Genomic DNA, 18,885 nt, shown 5'->3' on the forward strand with positions numbered 1-18,885 from the left:
TCCTCCTGCGGTATTAACTAAAAAAATCAAACTCGTCCACCGCAAAGGCGATGTCAATCTGGAATGGCTCCCGCTGTGGCAGCTGTAATCCCTGTTCATCTGCAATTACCAGATAATAAGTAGCGGTATTGCTGTATTTTAAAGATTTTAGATTAAACTGACAACGGAAAGTTCTTTCTGCACCGTTATCGCTGGTCTTATCTGCAATAATCTTCTGAATATCACTAATCTGCTTGCCGTCCTCATCTGTAAAGTAAACCTGATAGGTTGCAGCTTCACGGTTTGTACTGACCGCATCTTTTTGATAGAAGTTCAATGAAAAAATCATATTGCTGATTTTACGGTTTGCGGACAGTAAATTGACCGTTACCGGCTTGGTATCATATTTCTGCTTATTTCGCCTATATTCCATAGAATCATTGCGGAGATAATGATACTCAATCACCGGAACAACCATTTCCTGTAAACTGATACCACCATGCACAAAATTCATACCACCGCCATTCATCTTGATACGGATACTTTCTCTCGGTGCAAATCCATCAAATTTCGTTTTTCCGCCCAGGAACTTCACAGGCAACAGGTAGTTCGGCTGTACGCCTTTCTGCATGATCGCATAGCGTCTGCCATATTCCACATCCATGCCGTTAAAGCTGGTCTTATCTACCTTGTCATCCTCTGTCAGCGGACTATATGTATAAAGGAATCCATGATCTGCCGTAATTAGAATATTCGTTCCACCAAATTCATTTACAATAATACGCACAAGGTTCTTCAATTCTGAAATCGCCTTGTCACACGCAGCAAAAACAGCAGTATCCGAAGTGTGGCTGGCTTCATCTATGGTATCGTGGTAAATATAGACCACATCCATACCTTTTACCAAAGCACTTCTTTCCGCTCGTTTCATAGCAATGATGTCATTATACTTTAAAGCCACGCTTGCCGAATCTTCTGTTTTCAGAACCTTATCCCTATAAGTACTTGCCGTAGACTGTCCATCTGCCAAAACCGTCAAAATATCGTTCCGAACCTCTACTGTCAGTTCTTTGTGCGGCAACAAAGCTGCCATACCAAACTTTGTAGTAGAAGGGAAGATACTCTGCATACTGCTGATCGAAACCTTACTTTGCGTTTCTCGCTGAAGCTGATCTGCCATCGTAGCTGCCACTTCATAACGCATGGCATCTGAGATAATTACAAATACTTTCGTATCCGAGGTTTGAATACGGGAACGGTAAAAATCCTCCTGTTGCGGTACTCCCAGAACTTTACCGTAAGTTGCCAGTTCATCCGCACATACATCTGACCAGTTGTTGCCCAACTCACCTAAGAACCAATGATTATAGAGTCCTTCCACTTTATCAACAACGTGCTTGAATAGATCATCTAGCAGAATATTGGAAGTCTCCAAACTCTTTTGAAAACTAAGATGGAACAAACGGTAATAAGTGTCCATCTGATAGTAACTCTCTGTATATTCTTTCCAGATACTTTTCGCTTCTGCGGTATGGAATCCGGCAGAATGTTCCTTAAAGAAACTTTGCATATTCGCCACTTGTAAGATACCGTCATAAAAATTCTCAAATGGCTCATACCATACGCAAGTTCTCCGTTTTTCAACGGTATTCGTAATGGTATCCACATCAATGATATGGTCACTGATTTCTGTCATTATCTTTGTCAGAATCACTTCATTAATACACGGAAAGCACTCTGTTCCTACCAAGTCCTCTACCGTCAGCTTTTCAAACCGCTGGTGCAGTCGGGCTTCATCTTCAACATACCGTGCCACATCGTATAACTGCTGAATATCCTCGCTGTGAAGCCATTCCGAAATAAAATCATAGCAATATGCCTGATGCGGCATGGAAATGAAGCCATCCAGTCCGGCAAGATATTCCTGCCGCATGGTACGGGTAGCGGCGGTCAACAGCAAATGAATTGCCAGCAGTCCGAGGTCTGGTTCTTCCTCCACAAATCCACAGCCCTGGCGAACCATTGCCCAAAATGCACCGTCAGCATGATATTTTATGAAATCCTGATAAACAGTATTGTTCTTCAAATCCAGTCCGGCACGGAACACACTACGGAGAATCATATTAGGCTGTGCATCTTTCAATCCACAGATTGCCGCCATGACAGCCATGTGTAACTGTGCCGGTGTTTCCGGAACTTTATTCTGTGTACTAACTTTCAAACGACGGTCTTTCGCATTGAAGTAAGCACGATAATTTTTAACCTGTTTCCTCATTGCCGGATTTGATATAAGTCCCATCTCATCCATCCAGATAGAAATCAGATCTGCCCGAAACTCTTCGCTGTAAAGCTCCACATCCATAAGCCAGTTATCATCAGGGCGGTTATAGACACACGGACTGTAAACCAAATAATTTGTGGTCAGATCATCTATCGAAAGTAGTTTCTTCACAGAAAACGCATTATTGCCAGTCAGAGCAATGACCTTTGCATTTTCCAGAACCACTTCATCCAGTTTATCCTCAAATTCCTTATCTTCATCGTACCAGAAAATGATACGACGCTGGTAAAACTCAGGCAGAGGTGCAGCAAACCTGCGGTTCAAGTCCTGTATTACTTTGTCTGTATCCATGCTGCATTATCTCCCTTCCATATTTTTTACATAAATAGTGCTTCGTGCCGCACCCTCTTTTCTCAAATAACCGTCCTTAACCATATTCAGCAAGACAGCTCTGGCTCTACGATGTTTTACATCTAAAATCTCTACTGTTTCAGCAGTAGTAATAGAGCCATTTTCCAATACATATTTATAGATTTGTTGTTCCTGTTCACTATCCGGCATTTTCTCTGTCGTATCTGGCACTTCATTGTCACTATCCGGCATTTTTTTCATAGTATCTGGCACTTTTTCTGTTTTATCCGGCACTTCATTGCCACTATCTGGCATTTTATCAATAGTATCCGGCACTTTAATGGCTTTATTGAGGTCATTGAGGTCAACAGTGCCGTCAACCTGACCTCGATAAATATTAATACGCAAATCAACTTCGCCACCAATAAACTCCGGCTCCTGCAGTCCGGCAGCTTTTACTTTGTCTATAATTCTCGGAATACCGCTTCCCCAATGCTCGATCAGGTTCATATAAGCAAACGCATGTGCAAGAGCTTCATTTCTGATTTTAGAATAGCCTTCTTTCATACGCTCCATCGTTTGTCCCATTGGCAGCTTTCCTGGAGAAGTGATTTCCAATCGGTTGTCATATACCGCAACCTGTATTGTACCATGATCCAGATAACTACGATGCACCATAGCATTGATGATCAACTCACGAATGGCATCCGGTGGAATCTCATAAATATCCTGGCGATAAATTCCCACAATGGTAGCACCCAGATGAATATTTCTCAGAACAAACTGAAATGCTTCATCTATCTGCTCCCAAAGCGGGCCGGTATATTCTCTACGGTCAACAAATACCGCTTTCGTTGTACCTTTGAACACACCACATTGCGTTGCAACATGAAGTCCACCATTGCCTGTCAAAATCGCAAAGGCATTGGACGGATAATCTTTTCCATCACGTTCAATTAAAATTCCCCAGGAACGCAGCTGCTGTCTGCCAACCTCTTTAATGGATGCTTTCTGTTGCTCAGTATGTGCGTTTTTGATTGCCTGCTCCTTCATAGCTTTGCAGAGAGCATCAATATCTTCATCCGTGATATTCAATCCTGTACACAAAGCCTGATCATAGTAGCGGTTACTGCCCTCAAACAACAATTCTTTTATCATATACTCGTCGGCAAGGCGGGTAGTTCCGGCAACACGGACATATACACCGCCATCTCTGCCAAGAGCTTTGATATAATAGGGGCGCTGTCTACCCTCAGAAACCTCTACCACAATAACAGTTTTACCATCAACCGTCTGTAATGTAATGTCCGGGATGATTGCCGGTTCACAGCTGTCTGATACAGCATTTGCAATGGCATCCATTTTCTTGAACACATCTTCCTTGTCAAAGCCGACAACCTCTCTGGTTTTATCGGCAATTCCGAAAATGATTTTCCCTCCGGTTCCATTTGCAAAGGCAACCACAGATTTCATATATTTGATGCTTTTCTCTGGCAGGGTCTCTTTGAACTCCACATTCTTCGATTCTCCTGCAAGAATTTCTTCTATGGTCATCATAACACCTCGCTCTCTTTTACAGTTTTAACTGTTGTTACGATAGCATTGGTCCAACAAATTGAATCAAAGCCGCAACTGCAGATCCAAATTCGACAGTTCCTTTTATAGCTTGTAACGAAGCTATTGCCGTCTTTATCATAGATTTCTTTGGCTTTTCAGATACAACTTCTGCTTCTATAACTTCCAAGCTTTCAGATGCTGCTTCTTTATCTTCATCTGATGTAAGAGTATCCATCTTTGTCCTAACTGCGTCAATCAGCTGTTCTATATCGTTTGCCGTGACCCCAATATTTGTAGTTGCCGTAACGGATGAATTATCATTTGCAATAATAGCTTGACCATTTTGCACTGTCACATTATAAATATTCTTTTCATCTATTCCCATATCAATACCTATTTTCGTTAAATAGCTTTCTACATGGCGAATCAACACCATAACAAATCGTTCATTAAAACCTTTGATTTTATCTTGCCATTTGGATGAAGAAGAATATCCCATGGCAACACCACGATATACAGAACTGTTATTTTCTACCAAATATCTTAAAACAGCGTACACATTTCGTATTTCTTCGCTATCAGTTTCACCTAATGAAAAAATCAATCTTCCGTAGGATCCTTGTACTTCTTTAACTTCATTCTCTAAATTCCAATCACAGCTGCCACAATCATGAATATAATCACTTATAATCGGAGTGCTATCTATGTAGTTCACAAATTTCCCAAGCACATCAGCATAATCTTCATAATTTGCCTGAAGTAGTCGATTAGAGCAACTATTAAAATCATATTGAATTTTTCGCAATTCTTTTCTATTCAATTTCATAATTTTTCACCCCACAAAATGGGCAATATGCACCCGTCATTTTTAATAATGGTTTAATTTTTGCAGTACGTTTGCAACATGGAAAATCACAAATTTCCATTGCTTCTATTCCTGAACGAATAGGATCTTCATTTTTATGCTTCGGACGTTTTCCAGCCTTGAATGTAATGATTCCTTTTTTGCTATGCCGTTCCATTTTTTTGAATTCATTATAAATCATATCATTGACAGCATTCGTCACCATTTTCATGGCAAGTTCAAGTACATCCTCAGTAACATAGTTTTCGCTTATTAAGCCACAACTTGGACAAAATATATGAAGCACCCCGTCATCCTCCAAATCAGAAGGAGTTGCCTTAAAATATGTGCCACATTGTTCGCATTGCAAAAGAACATAACCATCATCATCTGTAGGAATAGGAATCGTCATATTGATTTCATCACTCATATTGCTCCCCCCTTACTTACTTTATTTTAGCCAACACATCTTGAAAAATTGCATAATTCTTCTTCACGCCATCGTCCAGATCAATAGAAATCATCTGGTCGGCAAGGTGATGAATTTTTTCCTCATAGGTTCTGATCTCAGTATCCTGTGCTTGTAAGGTGGTCAGCTTTTTATTCAGCTTCACACGCTCACCAGTGGAAGCATTTGCAATACGCTGTTCCAGATCAGCAATAGCAGTACGATAACGAGCCTGCTGTTCATGCACATAATCGGTACGAATACGGGCAATGGTGTCCGGCTGATAGCGGTGCATATAAATCAGGGCCTTAAAGCCGTTTTTCTTACCACTGTCAAATAACCAATAAATCGGGCGTTTCTGATAAATCTTGCAATGATCTTTATAAAAATCATTCAGGAAATAGTTCCGAATCACATCTTTCGGCTGACCTTTGCCGCCCAGAGCATCCGCAATGAATTTCAGGTTTTCGTCCAGAGTATCTGCACCATAAACGGTTTTCACGAACTCCACGAACAGACCAACAATATCATCATCGAAGTATTCATCGTCGCAAATCGGGATAATGTTATCCTTGTCAGCAGCAAAAGAAGCATACTTACTGGCATCCCATTCCCCACCTGCATAAGCAAGACCATCCACATCCAGAGAGTAGCGACCAAACATACAGCCAACCGCATAGGAAATGAAAGAACGAATATCTCTGCCAAGGTCAGCCTTGCGGACAGTGACATCCTTGTCCTCAACTTCCGGTGTCAGCTCGTCCTGCAAGCCATAAATGTCAATGAAAATACGGTTCAGTTCTTCCTCATTAGTTTTCAGCTGATTAAAACGATCATCACATTCCGTTTTCCATTGTTCAAAGGCTTCCGCAATGGTAGAAACTTTACGAAGCAGTGGATGGTGCTGAAAGTCCCATGAGGTTTCAAAAGAATCCCAGTCAGTTTGTGAAAGTTCTACGTTTTTATCTGCAATAGGTTCAATTTGTTCTCTTTTCTTGAACTGGACTGGTAAACTAAGAATATCTCCAACAGTTGTATTAAGTGTAGGATTATACATGTTTAAAATTGTAGAAGCTACAATCCCATTCAAAAATGCAAGCATCCAAAAATCAAAATTTTCTTTTTTTGCAATAATAGTGGGTGCGGCAGAGCTATAATGATAATTCTTATATTTTATTCTAAAGCCATTTTTGTAAGATGTAATTAAATTCCAACAAATACCTCTCTTTCCACAATACTTCTGATTATATAAACCTCCATGACTTGCATAAAACTCTTTAGCGGCAATAGACCAATCAACAACATCAAGAGAATTTCCTTCCCATCTTCTGAAAGGACCTCCATTTGCATACGGCTGCCATCTGTCCATATCACATATTTCCCACCAATTTCTTGTATATAATTCATTGTTATGTGTTTTATTTCTCCCTGCAGATTCATAGAAATCTTGAACTTGCGGCAATGAAAAAATTTTGAAATTCTCCCACCAATATGCAATAGGACTTCCTGGTATCATTTTAAATTTATTCTGATTTGAAACATAGAGATTTTGAGAATTAAAGAACTCTGCTTCTTTTTCATCACGCTTTGAATAACAATAGTCCACTAATCGTATTGCTGTCATATTTGCTTTAATGTTTGACTTGCAATTCACCCATGCCACGATTGAATTATGCCCTACCTTACCTTCAAATAATTCTGTTCCAAAATCAACCAACGAACCAAAAGTATATCCATCAATCACATACTCTCGTAATTTTTCAAAACTCGATAAAAACATCCATGAAGTTGTTGTAATAAAGGAAACATATCCTTTATCTTTGCATAAATCTCTCAAAGAATGTTTAAACATTACCATTGAAATATCTGTTTTTACATCTGGATAATGCTCTTTTACAAATGAATCTAATTTAGGACTAAATCTCGAACTACCTAAATACGGCGGATTCGTCACAACCACATCATACTTCTGTGCCAATGCTTCCGCCACCTGCACCAACGGCAGTAATTCTCTGAGTGCCGTCTCACGGGACATATTGATATCTTCCGTAATCTCAGTAAAACGATCATACAATGCAGACCAATCCTGCGGTGTTATGTTCAAAATAGAACCATATTCCTTTGCATCATGCATCTCTTTGATGATGGTATCCATAGCAGCTGTGAGCTTCATATCGCCATTGCAGAAATAGTACATAGCGAATTTATCTACATGATTACTCTCCACAATAGCATATACATGGGGCTGAATGCCGCGGCTGAAAAAGCGTCGGTCATACTGACGGGCTTTCATCATTACCGCAAAGTAAGCCAGCTGTGCCGCACGGTCATCTATATCCAAACCATAAAGATTATTTTCCACAATGCTTGCCACTGCTTCACGGGTGGTATAGCCGTAGGATTCATAAATCTTTATCAGCACATCAAACATATATGCAAGAATATGACCGGAACCGGAGCATGGGTCAATGACTTTCAGCTGATCTGGTGTCAGTGCGGCGTATTCTTTTCGAATCTCTGCAAGCTGTGCCTGCACTTCCGGCTCCTGCTCGGCTTCTTCCAGATAGTAGTGCCATTTGCTATCTTCTGGGTCACAATTTCCGGCAGCATAAGCAGACTGTTCTTCCTCTGTCGGCAGAAGCTGCTCTTTCACATCCGGGTGTCCCTCCAGCCATAAACGACCAAGGCTGTTCTCTACCATATAACGAGCAGGCCAATCTGGTGTAAAAATCGTTGTTGCTGCTGGCAATAGTTCCTTGGAGATTCTTGATTTTGACATATTGCCATTGTAAACCAATTCATTCTTTTCGATGTTATATGCTTCATACAGCCAGCCGATAATCTGGACAGCATCCTTCCAGTCATCCTCCGGTATCAGCTCGATCATCTGCTGAATGACGCTGCCTTCACGAAGCAGGTTGTCTGGCAGAAGAAGCTCCGTGTAATCCGCAATCTTCTGGAACATTCCCGGCAGAATCTTATTCAGCGCGTTACACTGCACGATCAGCAGATATTTATACAGTTCTTCGGTCTTTTCTACATCTTTCAGCTCATAGACCTTTTCCATATCTAATCCATCCAAATCCAGATGAATGGCTTCGGCTATAATCTGCGGCTTGAAGTTGTTTTCCTCATCCGTGAATACACGCACATGGGAAGGAAGATAACCGTTTACTTCCATGAATCGCAGAGCAGAGAAGCGGTTGAACCAAGTGTAGGCAACCTCCTCCATGACCTGCTTATATCCTTTATCGTTAATCTCGGCAATCAGTGCCTGACGCTGCTTCTTTTCATCGGCAGTGAGAACTTTACCGCCAACGCTGTCCGCATTAGCATCCTCAATCTTGTCCTCTGTGATACCGTATTCCACACCTTTCAGGGAAACACGAGCGATCAACTCTGTTCTTGCCCAGACAGCAAATTTTTTAATCGCATTCTTATCCATAATTTTCTCCATCTTCTATTAGAACAGCCATTTTTTTAATATCCTTATCAATGCTCTCCATTGATTTTTTCAGATTATCAACACTATTCTTAAACTCGTCCACTTCTGAAATGTAGTCTAAAAATCCTCCATACTCTGAAAAATCAATTTCAATAGTTTCATTATAGGACTTGTTCTTTCTATACTTAGAGTATTTATAACCAATCCTTACCGTTTTTTCATTAAATTCGTTTATGATATTAAAAACATTTGTATCAAATGAAATAATCCATTTCTGCCCTGGAAAAATCACAATACTCGTTGATTCTTTCTTTTTTAATCGTTCCTGCGTTTTCGTTTGCAACTGTTTGGTGAAAGTTTCATTAAAAGTCAAACTTTTTACTTCCAGTGGAACAGTTCCAACATTTCTTAAAACAATACACGCCAAAGTTGAACGAACAAGTTCAAACGATATTTGCATATAAGGGCGATTTTTCTCACTTCGTTCCTTGAGCAAAAAGAAAATTGTAACCCATGAAGCAATGAGTGCTAATACTGAAATTACACTATCCCAAGGAAAAGCTGAATTTTGCTGTTCAACCGCAACAACCAGTCTTTCAAGTAATTCTTCCATAGGCACGCCCCCTTAATTCAGCTTGATCTCATCGCAATTTTTCAAGAGTTGCTTCAGCTGAGAACGAATCTTCTCTACATAATCATCAATGTCTGCATCCGTCTGCAAGGTCTTTGCCTGGAATACAACCTGACGGTTATAGGCACGAACCACTTTTTTCTTTACAGGAGCAGTTTCTTTTTCTTGCTGTGTCGGCTGCACTGGCGGCTTCGGTGCAGGCGGAGCCAGAATAGACTCGATATTGCTGACCGTATCATCCTTGTACTGGCACATTGGCAGGAACATAGCATCCAAAAGAGCAAGGCTCTTTAATTCTGCAATTTTTTCCTTACACTGACTGAAATATCGGTCTGATTTTTCAATCAGATGGGATGCTTTGGAATCGCCGTTTGCGACAGTGTGGGTTGCTTCCATACACTGACGAACCGTTTCCAGAACCTCGGCACGTTTTTCTTCCAGCATCTTATCATGAGCGGTACGAACCGTATCTATTAACGGATTCAATTCACGAATCCGAGTATAGTTGAACTTGCTTCCAGTCTGAACCATCGTAATCAGACGAATGGTATTCAGTGCCTTATGTGCTTCCTCATTTTCTGCAATACGGTCGAGATCGTCATGCAGAGATTTTTCAAACTGCACTGCCTGATCAAATACTGTTACCTGGGTCTTGAAGAAGTTTTCAATGCCGTTGCTCATGGCTTCCTTGTTATCAAAGAGAGCATCCTCTTTGTTCAACACACGCTCAATCAGGGCAATATTGTCTTTCTTCTGGGAAAGTACATCATCCATCAGATGAATGGCTTCCTGCACCAATGCACGATCCGGGTATTTATGTCCGTCATAACGGGCATCCAGAGAAGTATAGTAATCACGCTGTTCACCAAATTTCTCAGTCACAAAGCGAATCAGCCCATCTTCATCATCCGGTACATCCATGACATCAAAATACTCCCGTAGTATTTCTTTAACATCACGTATCATCGTAGCAGAAATATTTTTACGTTTGCTGATAGACGTCTTACCGATTTCACTCTTTTTACGGAGCATATCCGGTAGTTTCGGATCGTCCGGCTGAATGGTATTGCCTGCATACTTAATGGTCACTTTCTGGGAATAAATCAGCTGTGCCGCAACCGCAGCAATATCGATTTCTTTCCATCCATACGGAATTGCGCTATATTTGCTTTGTACATCTGCCATAGAAGTCGGCAATTTTTTCGCATCCTGCATTTCCAGATATTCTTCCATAGCAGAAACAGCATCACGGTTTGGTTCCATGCCCGGAAGTGCTGTTACCGCACCTGTCAGAATCGCAATAATATCTGCATCACTGCCTGCATTATCTGTAATCAAGTCGAGCTTGCTATAGACATGAGAAACCAGATATTCCAAAGACTGATCAATCTTACTCTTGGCATTTCCGGCTTTGATTTCCAGATGTTCCCCATCTACATAGAACTGCGCTCCTTCAATGGCATTTTGTAATTCGACCATAGCACTCTCTTCATATTTTGTGGCTTCGTCTTGCTGGTCGCTGATGATTTTCTGCACACTCTTAGGCAACTGGCTTACATTTCGCTGTTTTACATATTTACGAATCTTCATGGCAGATTCCAGAGATTCATAGTAAGGCGTATCAGCCAGAACTACGATTGCTTCATTACCTTTGGACTCTGCCATCAGACGGTAATCTGTTTTTTCAATGGCATCAGTAGCAACGGTCAGGAAACGCAGACGCATACCACCTGTTGCCACTCCAACTGTAATGCCGTCCACCATCTGATCGAAAGCAAAGTCATATTTTCCATAACGGAACTTCTTGGTTGTGAAAATATCACCGTAAATCATCTGAGCAATACGCTCCACGATAGAAGCAGTATCCACATTGGTGTCTCGGATTTCACGCTGAATATCCTGTTCTTCATCCGTCAGGAAGTTATAAGTGTCTCCGGTTCTGCCGATATAGTTCTGGCTCATCAGACGGTCAAGGCATCCACGGACAGCTTCACGCATGATAATCTTATCTACACGAATATCGTCTGCCATAAGGATAACGATATTGTCCAGATTGGAAGGAATATCATCAATATACCGAATCAGATACAGAAGTTTCAGTACATCTACATCCTGCTGTTCGATGCCATCACCGTTGTCGGCAGCTTTTTGGCAACGCTCAATTACACGACGAATTGAACCATCCAGAAAAGTATGTACGGTATCATAAAAGCGGAAGAACGGCACAAGTGCATACTCGTCCTTCTCCTGAATTTTCTGTGCAGCTTCCTGGAAACCGGACAGCATGGAACGCTCACCACCAGACAGGTGTTTGCCGGAATTTCCGTGCTTGCGGATTTCAGCAAATACTTTCTGCATGATGATGAACTGATACGGTACGAATGGAAAGTTCTCTGTAAATTCTCTCGGACCGGAATAACCTTTAATATCCAGAATAGAACCGCTAAAGCTGAACAGGTTACGAAGAACAGAATCATTCTGCTCATAAACACCTTCCAGGTCTTTCGTTGCTTCCGGCTTCTTTTTCAAGATACGCTTCTGGATAACTTCATCCACGGAGGAAGAAGATAAGCTCAATCTTGTCTTGAAACGTGCCTGGATACGGGAGAACTCATCAGCACGAACTTTGATGATTTCATCAATCGCTTCCTGTCCAGTGCAGATCACCCAAATCTTGCCTTCGCACTCACTTCCGATTTTTTCAGTCAGAGACTGGAGATTCAACAGCATATCAGTATCTGTGCCAACATACTGACCAACCTCGTCAATCATAAACAGCAGACGGAAGTTTGCCGGTTTAGTATCTACATAGACTTTCATATCTTCCACAAGCTGTGCGATAGAAATTTCTGTTGCGGTTTTATCATTGAACCATGCCTTGGCATCGTCCTCACTCATATCCAGAACTTCCATCAATGTCGGGATGATGAACTTGCCATTGAAAGCAAAAGCACGGCGCATTTCAAGCCAAGGTTTGCCTTTCTTTTCTTCAAAAACTCTGCGGAACTCCTCGGTTTTTCCCTGTTGGTCAATATAACGCTCCATCATAGCAACTTTCAGATTTTCACCGTAAAATCCCAGATGGTTGTAGAACATCTTTGCAAAGACACGAAGTACAGCCGTCTTGTCTTTATTGCTGAAGCCTTCAATATCAATATTGAAAAGAATGGTTTCCGTCTGTCCCTTCGTGGCACGGTCGATCAGCATAAAAGTTGCCGGATCGTCCTCAAACTTTTTACGAAAACGTTCTACACTCCGAATACCTTTTACCTCTTTATTTTCCAGAAGGTAGGAAAGCATTTTCAGAAAGTGAGATTTACCACTTCCAAAGAAACCGGAAATCCAAACACCCATATCAGCCGTAGGCTGGTCAAAGGCATCTCCATAATAGTTGAAGAAAGTGATGAAGTGTTTCTTCAGTTCTCTGGTAATGACATATTCATTTAACTCCTGCTCGATTACATCATCAGCAGCCTGATCTACTTTAATTACACCATTGATTTTGCGATTAATATCATCCGCAAACATATCTCGAATCATCATGGCTTTATCCCCCTTAATCTATGACATTGAATGCCCGGTAATAATCATTTGGTGTCAAACGATTGAACAGTTTTACATGGCGCCCATCAAACTCACCCGGATACATAACCAAAATCGGAACATCCGAAAAATACGGTTGCAAGGCTTCCAGTAACGTATGGATTCTCATAAACGGGAACACCTCGCCCACACCTGTCAGCATCAGCACATCCCCCGGTTCGTGTGGCTCATACTGGATTTTATCAATGAACTCTCCATTACCGATTGCGGAGTTAAGCTGCTCCAGAAGATAAGCACTTCCGTCAGCTTCTTCCATATCGGGAATCGCATCTGTGATGTCCATATCATCGCAGATAGAGAGAAATGTTTTATATAAATTACAAACGATCAAATGGCAATCTAAGGACTGATCGGTTTCCAACTGATTCACAAAATGGCGGACAGCCATTTCATTCTCCGGTTCATAGCAGAAGATTCTGATATTCACCTCATTGCTGAGTCCTTTGCCTTCCAGGAACTCCGGTTCCTGAATCAATGCCCGAACTTTGTCCAGGCGTTCTTTTATGTCACTCATTGGCTACCTCCTAAGAAAAGCAATTAAACGCCGGCAGTATCGCCATATCACCATTGCTTCTGATGGCATTCTCCAAAACAGGATGCAGCCATACTGGGTTCAAATGATCTGCCTTTAGGTTGTCGAGATATTCTGTTTCAACAAGCACTCTGGCAATAATCTGTTTTAACTTTGTTATTGTAGTATCGCTCCAGGAAGCCATGGTATCATTCTGCTCCTGCAAGCGCATAAAAAATGTATTCAAATCTATCTTACCAAAAGACGTGTCCCTTAATCTGTACTTCTCGCCAATGACGGTCAGCATAAATTCCCAGACCAGTCGGCTTTGCTTCATCAAGGCATAAAGACAAATCTGTTTTGCTACATCCGTTGGCTGTGACGCAATCGCAGCAACCAGCGAATCATCTTCCAGTGCATGAAGCCGTTTTATACAGGCTTTTGCCATGCGTGTGATAGATTTTTCCGTTGGGTACTGAAAAAGATTCTGCTCTACAATTTCTTTTATAATCGCATCATCTGAATTTCCTTCTACCATTAGCTTTGCGGTAGAACGCATTTCGTAGAAAAGGAACGGCTCTCTGGTCAAAGACGCAATATAAGGATAAGAATGATCCATGTTCCCGTACCTCCTTACTGCTCCTCTTTTTTATCCGGAACAAATTCCATGATATCTCCCACATCACAATTCAAAGCAGAACATATCTTTGACAGAATCTCTGTACTTACATTTTCATCTTTTGATAATCGAGACATCGTTGTTGTACTAACTCCTGTCATTGCACGCAGATCTTTCTTCATCATTTCTTTATCAATTAACAATTTCCACAATTTCTTGTAACTAACTGCCATTTTTTCACCTCAGCCTTATTTGTTTAAATTATTTGTTCACACTGTATTTTTCATCATATCATAGAAATGCGTTTTGAACAATCTGATATATCTCAAATCACATCTCAATTCTTAGATATCGCATTTCAAAATCATAGATAACATAACCCATTGTATGTAAAAAATGGGAAGCGTATTGTATCGCTTCCCAATCTTTAATGTTCATCTCTCTACAGATTGTTCTATGTCATTTTTCCCTCAAAATCCTGTAATTCGTGAAATATATTATCTACTATAATACGTTCTCCTTCTATTCGATATAACATAAAATATCTATGTCTTTCAAAATTAATTCTTCTATATCCCAGCTTTCTCAAGCGCAGATTATCACATAGTTTCAAACTTGAAGCAATTTTTTCCAAACTTCTTTTCGTATTCTCAAAGTCCTGAAGAACATTTGCTGCAGCCTGTTTACTATGTTTTTCAAATAAGAGATATTGAATAAAATTATCCAAATCATTCTCTGCATCTTTTGTCAAAACCACCTCATAAGTCATACTTCTTCCTCATATCATCTATCACAACATCAGCATCACGACATTCACCTTTTTCAGCATGTTGTCTTGACTTCGCCAGTTTGTCTATCATCTGTTCCTCTGTCATTGCCACATATGGATCTGTAACAACCCTTTTTATCTCAAATGGAAATCCATTATTTGCAACTGCCTGGGTAAGAAAAATTCTTATAGCTGTCGTAGTATCTGTTCCAAGATCATGAAATAATTTATCTGATTTTGACTTAAGATCATTGTCTACCCTTACCTGTATTGTGCTTGCCATTCTCATGCACCTCCTAGTATTAATAATATGCAACTCCACCGCTTCTTTATAAATTATAATACTTAATTTATGCCAATTCAATACAAATGTATTGTTTTAGTAGTGATGTTTCATATGCAAACACTATGACATCGGCATCCTTCACATCTTCATATATTTCTATCATGTCATCCTGAATGAGATCATAGTTTCATTTTCACTCTATATATGATAATATGATTACGGTTAGATGTATCTAACCGTATGGGTGGAATTAGAAATTACAACACAATTATTGAACGGAGAAAATGCTATGAAGATAACAAAATGGGATGAACAGGCAGCCGAGGATATCGGCCATGCGTTTGGATATTACGACTACGGGCAAGAAACAGGTATGGGCGTGTTCTACAGCAGCAAAGAGGCAGTGGCAAATTACATAGCCGGCTACGTTCGTATGGCATTTGAGGGACAAATGCTCTACGCGACTAGCGAACGCGGCGAGGGGTATATCGCCTATACCCTGCCGGGACAAAAAATGAATCTCAAAGCTGGCATGGCTATCCTCAAAGCTCTGTTTCGCAATATGAGCCTTAAAGAAATGATCCGCATGGGAAAAGCTCTGTCCAAGGGAGGCAGATCTCTTCAAGATCGAATGAAGAAAGAGAAGAAAGATTTTATATTCGTCGGCATGGTCTGCGTCCGCGAACAATACCAGGGACAGGGATACATGAGGAAAGTTCTTGACATGGCCTTCTCTGAGGGAAACAGGTTGCACGTTCCAGTCATCCTTGAGACTGATGCCAAGTCGAAGTGCGACAAATACATGCATCTCGGCATGGAGCTTGAGGGCGTGCGCTATATGGGCGCTTATGGTAAGATGTACGATCTGATCAAATATCCTAATTAGGGAACAAGGAGCAGCACGCTTTAGCTCGTTGCTGACGCAAATTAAAAATGTCAGATAGATATAAGCTCCAAATCATTGCTCATATTTATCTGACATTTTTAAGTATTTAATGTTTACATTTGGATGGGCGGCGTATCCATCATATCAGGTTCCCGAGGGAGCGCAGGGTGCCTTTCCTGCTTGTCAAATGTATACAATGATGATACCATTGCTTACCGATAAAGTCAAGATATCTTATCTAACCAAATATATTACTACATATCGGCACCAATCTGCCTGACTTTACATATGAATCTATTTTTCCTTTTTTTACATCAAATACTGTAGCAATATAATATTTTGATTCCTTTTCATCTAATTTGATTGAAACAAAAATATTGTCATTATAACATTTAACCAACTCTATATTTCCATTATAACATCCTGCATAGTCTGGATGACTAATTATATCATCTAAACGATCAATGTATTTTGCAGCAACAAAATGCTTTCTTTTAATAAGATGTGTCAACAATCCCTTAGATCTATAAATTGTAAAAGCACTATAATCAAAACCTAATACTGAATTGAGTTTAGTGTTATAATGTGCTACTTTTATTAACTTGTCCTCATTTCGCATATTATATATCTCCCTCTATTCTATATTAAATGTTGAATAAGGCTATTATTTGTTGTATAGTAACCATTGGATATATCTATTTTATATTATCCAATGGTTACTGTCAATATTTAGTCTAGGAGGAATAATAATGTCTGCTAAATTAATTCCAGAACGATTAAAATTTGTGAGAGAAAATATGGGAATTACTATGGCTGAAGCATCCAGGAGACTCAATCTTTCCAAAATAGGATATTGCAGATATGAGTACGGAGAGAGAGTCCCATCTCAGCAAACGCTGGAAATTATTGCTCAATGTTTTAACACATCTGTTGAATATTTGACCGGTCTTTCGGATTCTCCGGCCGCGACACAAATCGTAATTGACAAAAACAAGAATCCTGAGCTCTTTGCCCTTGTTGATTTATGTCAGAACAAGGATACAGAACTCTTACAAAGAATGTTATCATATTGTAACCTGCTAATAAATTCATAGCAGATTTTGATTGATTTTTATATAAACGAAAGGATAGAACAAATGTACCAGATAATGACAGCCGACGAGGCAATGGATCTTATAAATGACGGAGATGTGATCGCACTCAACTCATTTCTCGGCATAGATATTCCAATCGAGCTTCACGAGGCATTATATAAAAGATACCAGAGGACAGGTTCGCCGAAGCACCTCACCGCTATATCAAGCGCGGGCTTTGGCGCGTGGGATGAGAACAAGGCGGCAGAGGGATACATAAGAGACGGCGCAGTTGACAAGATCATCTGTGGACATTTCGGAGCCATGTACAGCACCAAGAAGCTTGTCCTTGAGGACAGATTTGAGGCATACAATCTCCCACTCGGCTGTATCTCACACGCAATTCGTGCACAGGCCGGCGGACTTCCGGGAGCACTCTCCAAGGTCGGTCTCGATATATTTGTCGATCCTAGACTTGAGGGACCGGGAATCAACAACATATCAAAGGATGACTCACTTGTTAAATACGTCGAGCTGGACGGTGAGGAATTCCTCTACTACAAGCTGCCGCTTATCAACGTGGCTATCATCAAGGGAACTGCTGCCGACCGCAAGGGCAACATCTCATTTGAGGATCTGTTTACCGCAGGAGATGCGCTGTCCATCTGTCAGGCTGTAAAGGCAAATGGCGGAAAGGTCATCGTGCAGGTTGACAGACTTGTGGCAAGGCCATCAAGACCTCACAATACCATTATTCCGGGATGTCTGGTTGACGCTATCGTTGAGATACCGCCGGAGCCAAGACACGCATCATACGAATCCCTGACAGGAAGTTTTGAGATTCCATATTCACAGTGGCAGGACTGGGCTGAGATGCTTTCCGGTCGTACCAAGACAAAGAATGTCGTCAATACAAGCGCAGAGATCATTGGAAGAAGGGCCGCTCTGGAATTAAAACCGGACGATATAGTCAACATAGGTGTTGGAATTCCGGAGACTGTATCCAAGTATGCCAGAGAGAACGGTATTCTGGACAAGATAACCCTGACCGTAGAATCCGGAGGTGTAGGCGGATTTCCTGCATCGGGCAAGGTGTTCGGCGCTGTCATTGGCGCGGACTCCATCTATGACATGGCAAACCAGTTTGATCTCTACAACAATGGCGGTCTTGATATCTGTTTCATGGGCGGGATCGAGGTTGACAGGTTCGGGAATGTAAATGCCCACAAGGGTCCTGGCGCATTTGCCGGTGTAGGCGGATTTGCAAATATCACCGCCAAGACAGCAACCGTTGTGTTCTGTCTCACATTTGATACGAAGGGGCTTGCCGTGGAGGACAATGACGGCATCGTGACCATCAAAAACGAGGGAAGCATTCCTAAGTTCGTAAACGATGTCAGAAGCATCAGTTTCTCAGGAAAACGTGCGCTGGCAAACAGGCAGAGGGTTATATACGTCACAGAACGATGCGTATTTGAGCTTACTGAAAAGGGACTCAAACTCATAGAAGTGTACCCGGGAATTGATCTTGAACATGACATTCTGAACAAGCTTCCTTTCAAGGTTGAGGTGGATGAAAGGCTGCGATAGCTAGAAGGCTGA

General features: G+C 41.0%; 16 protein-coding genes. 3 read left to right on the plus strand and 13 right to left on the minus strand.

The features are described from left to right. Positions 1–13: 13 nt before the first annotated feature. The 12 genes from pglZ to ABUA31_RS05300 all read right to left on the minus strand — a co-directional run bounded on the left by pglZ (position 14) and on the right by ABUA31_RS05300 (position 15,321). Positions 14–2,611: a BREX-1 system phosphatase PglZ type A gene (gene pglZ / locus ABUA31_RS05245; protein ID WP_349093069.1), complete on the minus strand. Its 2,598-nt coding sequence runs from the start codon at positions 2,609–2,611 to the stop codon at positions 14–16. A gap of 6 nt (positions 2,612–2,617) precedes the next feature. After that, on the minus strand, positions 2,618–4,165 hold the full coding sequence (locus ABUA31_RS05250; RefSeq protein ID WP_349093109.1) for an RNA-binding domain-containing protein: 1,548 nt from the start codon (positions 4,163–4,165) through the stop codon (positions 2,618–2,620). 37 nt (positions 4,166–4,202) lie between these two features. Then, positions 4,203–4,994: a hypothetical protein gene (locus tag ABUA31_RS05255; protein ID WP_349093070.1), complete on the minus strand. Its 792-nt coding sequence runs from the start codon at positions 4,992–4,994 to the stop codon at positions 4,203–4,205. Next, positions 4,981–5,442 (minus strand): TFIIB-type zinc ribbon-containing protein, encoded by a 462-nt coding sequence (locus ABUA31_RS05260; protein ID WP_349093071.1) that lies wholly within the window; start codon positions 5,440–5,442, stop codon positions 4,981–4,983. The genes ABUA31_RS05255 and ABUA31_RS05260 overlap by 14 nt, the downstream gene beginning before the upstream one ends. A gap of 16 nt (positions 5,443–5,458) precedes the next feature. Beyond that, positions 5,459–8,905, minus strand: coding sequence for a BREX-1 system adenine-specific DNA-methyltransferase PglX (gene pglX / locus ABUA31_RS05265; protein ID WP_349093072.1), 3,447 nt, complete (start codon positions 8,903–8,905; stop codon positions 5,459–5,461). Then, entirely contained in the window at positions 8,898–9,518 is a 621-nt protein-coding gene (locus ABUA31_RS05270; protein WP_349093073.1) for a DUF8453 domain-containing protein, read from the minus strand. Before ABUA31_RS05270 ends, pglX begins: the two co-directional genes overlap by 8 nt. A gap of 12 nt (positions 9,519–9,530) precedes the next feature. Then, positions 9,531–13,079, minus strand: coding sequence for a BREX system P-loop protein BrxC (brxC, locus tag ABUA31_RS05275; protein WP_349093074.1), 3,549 nt, complete (start codon positions 13,077–13,079; stop codon positions 9,531–9,533). A 13-nt stretch (positions 13,080–13,092) separates the two neighbouring features. Next, a complete protein-coding gene (locus ABUA31_RS05280) occupies positions 13,093–13,653 on the minus strand; it encodes a DUF1788 domain-containing protein (RefSeq protein ID WP_349093075.1) in 561 nt (186 codons plus the stop codon). A gap of 10 nt (positions 13,654–13,663) precedes the next feature. Then, on the minus strand, positions 13,664–14,269 hold the full coding sequence (locus tag ABUA31_RS05285; RefSeq protein WP_349093076.1) for a DUF1819 family protein: 606 nt from the start codon (positions 14,267–14,269) through the stop codon (positions 13,664–13,666). A 14-nt stretch (positions 14,270–14,283) separates the two neighbouring features. After that, positions 14,284–14,502 (minus strand): helix-turn-helix domain-containing protein, encoded by a 219-nt coding sequence (locus ABUA31_RS05290; RefSeq protein ID WP_002578407.1) that lies wholly within the window; start codon positions 14,500–14,502, stop codon positions 14,284–14,286. Between the two features lie 221 nt (positions 14,503–14,723). Further along, entirely contained in the window at positions 14,724–15,038 is a 315-nt protein-coding gene (locus ABUA31_RS05295) for a type II toxin-antitoxin system RelE/ParE family toxin (protein ID WP_349093077.1), read from the minus strand. Further along, positions 15,028–15,321, minus strand: coding sequence for a type II toxin-antitoxin system RelB/DinJ family antitoxin (locus ABUA31_RS05300; protein WP_015534078.1), 294 nt, complete (start codon positions 15,319–15,321; stop codon positions 15,028–15,030). Before ABUA31_RS05300 ends, ABUA31_RS05295 begins: the two co-directional genes overlap by 11 nt. Before the next feature lie 292 nt (positions 15,322–15,613). On the opposite strand from ABUA31_RS05300, the gene ABUA31_RS05305 reads away from it, so the two are divergent. Continuing rightward, positions 15,614–16,210, plus strand: coding sequence for a GNAT family N-acetyltransferase (locus tag ABUA31_RS05305; protein ID WP_349093078.1), 597 nt, complete (start codon positions 15,614–15,616; stop codon positions 16,208–16,210). 238 nt (positions 16,211–16,448) lie between these two features. On the opposite strand, the gene ABUA31_RS05310 is transcribed toward ABUA31_RS05305, so the two are convergent. Then, positions 16,449–16,829 carry a PBECR3 domain-containing polyvalent protein gene (locus ABUA31_RS05310; RefSeq protein ID WP_022216065.1) on the minus strand — a complete coding sequence of 127 codons (381 nt, stop codon included), beginning with the start codon at positions 16,827–16,829 and terminating at the stop codon, positions 16,449–16,451. 130 nt (positions 16,830–16,959) lie between these two features. Between ABUA31_RS05310 and ABUA31_RS05315 the strand changes: the two genes are divergently transcribed. Continuing rightward, entirely contained in the window at positions 16,960–17,304 is a 345-nt protein-coding gene (locus ABUA31_RS05315; RefSeq protein ID WP_022216066.1) for a helix-turn-helix domain-containing protein, read from the plus strand. Positions 17,305–17,346: 42 nt separating this feature from the next. Next, positions 17,347–18,873: a CoA-transferase gene (locus tag ABUA31_RS05320; RefSeq protein ID WP_015534080.1), complete on the plus strand. Its 1,527-nt coding sequence runs from the start codon at positions 17,347–17,349 to the stop codon at positions 18,871–18,873. Positions 18,874–18,885: the final 12 nt, after the last annotated feature.

Source organism: Coprococcus sp. RTP31081st1_H1_RTP31081_211007 (assembly GCF_040227275.1).
GTDB classification, from domain to species: domain Bacteria; phylum Bacillota; class Clostridia; order Lachnospirales; family Lachnospiraceae; genus Coprococcus; species Coprococcus aceti.

Excerpts from the sequence above, each read along its gene's own strand:
- pglZ (WP_349093069.1), bottom strand. The coding sequence starts at position 2,611 with ATGGATACAGACAAAGTAATACAGGACTTGAACCGCAGGTTTGCTGCA.
- ABUA31_RS05250 (WP_349093109.1), bottom strand. The coding sequence starts at position 4,165 with ATGACCATAGAAGAAATTCTTGCAGGAGAATCGAAGAATGTGGAGTTC.
- ABUA31_RS05255 (WP_349093070.1), bottom strand. The coding sequence starts at position 4,994 with ATGAAATTGAATAGAAAAGAATTGCGAAAAATTCAATATGATTTTAAT.
- ABUA31_RS05260 (WP_349093071.1), bottom strand. The coding sequence starts at position 5,442 with ATGAGTGATGAAATCAATATGACGATTCCTATTCCTACAGATGATGAT.
- pglX (WP_349093072.1), bottom strand. The coding sequence starts at position 8,905 with ATGGATAAGAATGCGATTAAAAAATTTGCTGTCTGGGCAAGAACAGAG.
- ABUA31_RS05270 (WP_349093073.1), bottom strand. The coding sequence starts at position 9,518 with ATGGAAGAATTACTTGAAAGACTGGTTGTTGCGGTTGAACAGCAAAAT.
- brxC (WP_349093074.1), bottom strand. The coding sequence starts at position 13,079 with ATGATGATTCGAGATATGTTTGCGGATGATATTAATCGCAAAATCAAT.
- ABUA31_RS05280 (WP_349093075.1), bottom strand. The coding sequence starts at position 13,653 with ATGAGTGACATAAAAGAACGCCTGGACAAAGTTCGGGCATTGATTCAG.
- ABUA31_RS05285 (WP_349093076.1), bottom strand. The coding sequence starts at position 14,269 with ATGGATCATTCTTATCCTTATATTGCGTCTTTGACCAGAGAGCCGTTC.
- ABUA31_RS05290 (WP_002578407.1), bottom strand. The coding sequence starts at position 14,502 with ATGGCAGTTAGTTACAAGAAATTGTGGAAATTGTTAATTGATAAAGAA.
- ABUA31_RS05295 (WP_349093077.1), bottom strand. The coding sequence starts at position 15,038 with ATGACTTATGAGGTGGTTTTGACAAAAGATGCAGAGAATGATTTGGAT.
- ABUA31_RS05300 (WP_015534078.1), bottom strand. The coding sequence starts at position 15,321 with ATGGCAAGCACAATACAGGTAAGGGTAGACAATGATCTTAAGTCAAAA.
- ABUA31_RS05305 (WP_349093078.1), top strand. The coding sequence starts at position 15,614 with ATGAAGATAACAAAATGGGATGAACAGGCAGCCGAGGATATCGGCCAT.
- ABUA31_RS05310 (WP_022216065.1), bottom strand. The coding sequence starts at position 16,829 with ATGCGAAATGAGGACAAGTTAATAAAAGTAGCACATTATAACACTAAA.
- ABUA31_RS05315 (WP_022216066.1), top strand. The coding sequence starts at position 16,960 with ATGTCTGCTAAATTAATTCCAGAACGATTAAAATTTGTGAGAGAAAAT.
- ABUA31_RS05320 (WP_015534080.1), top strand. The coding sequence starts at position 17,347 with ATGTACCAGATAATGACAGCCGACGAGGCAATGGATCTTATAAATGAC.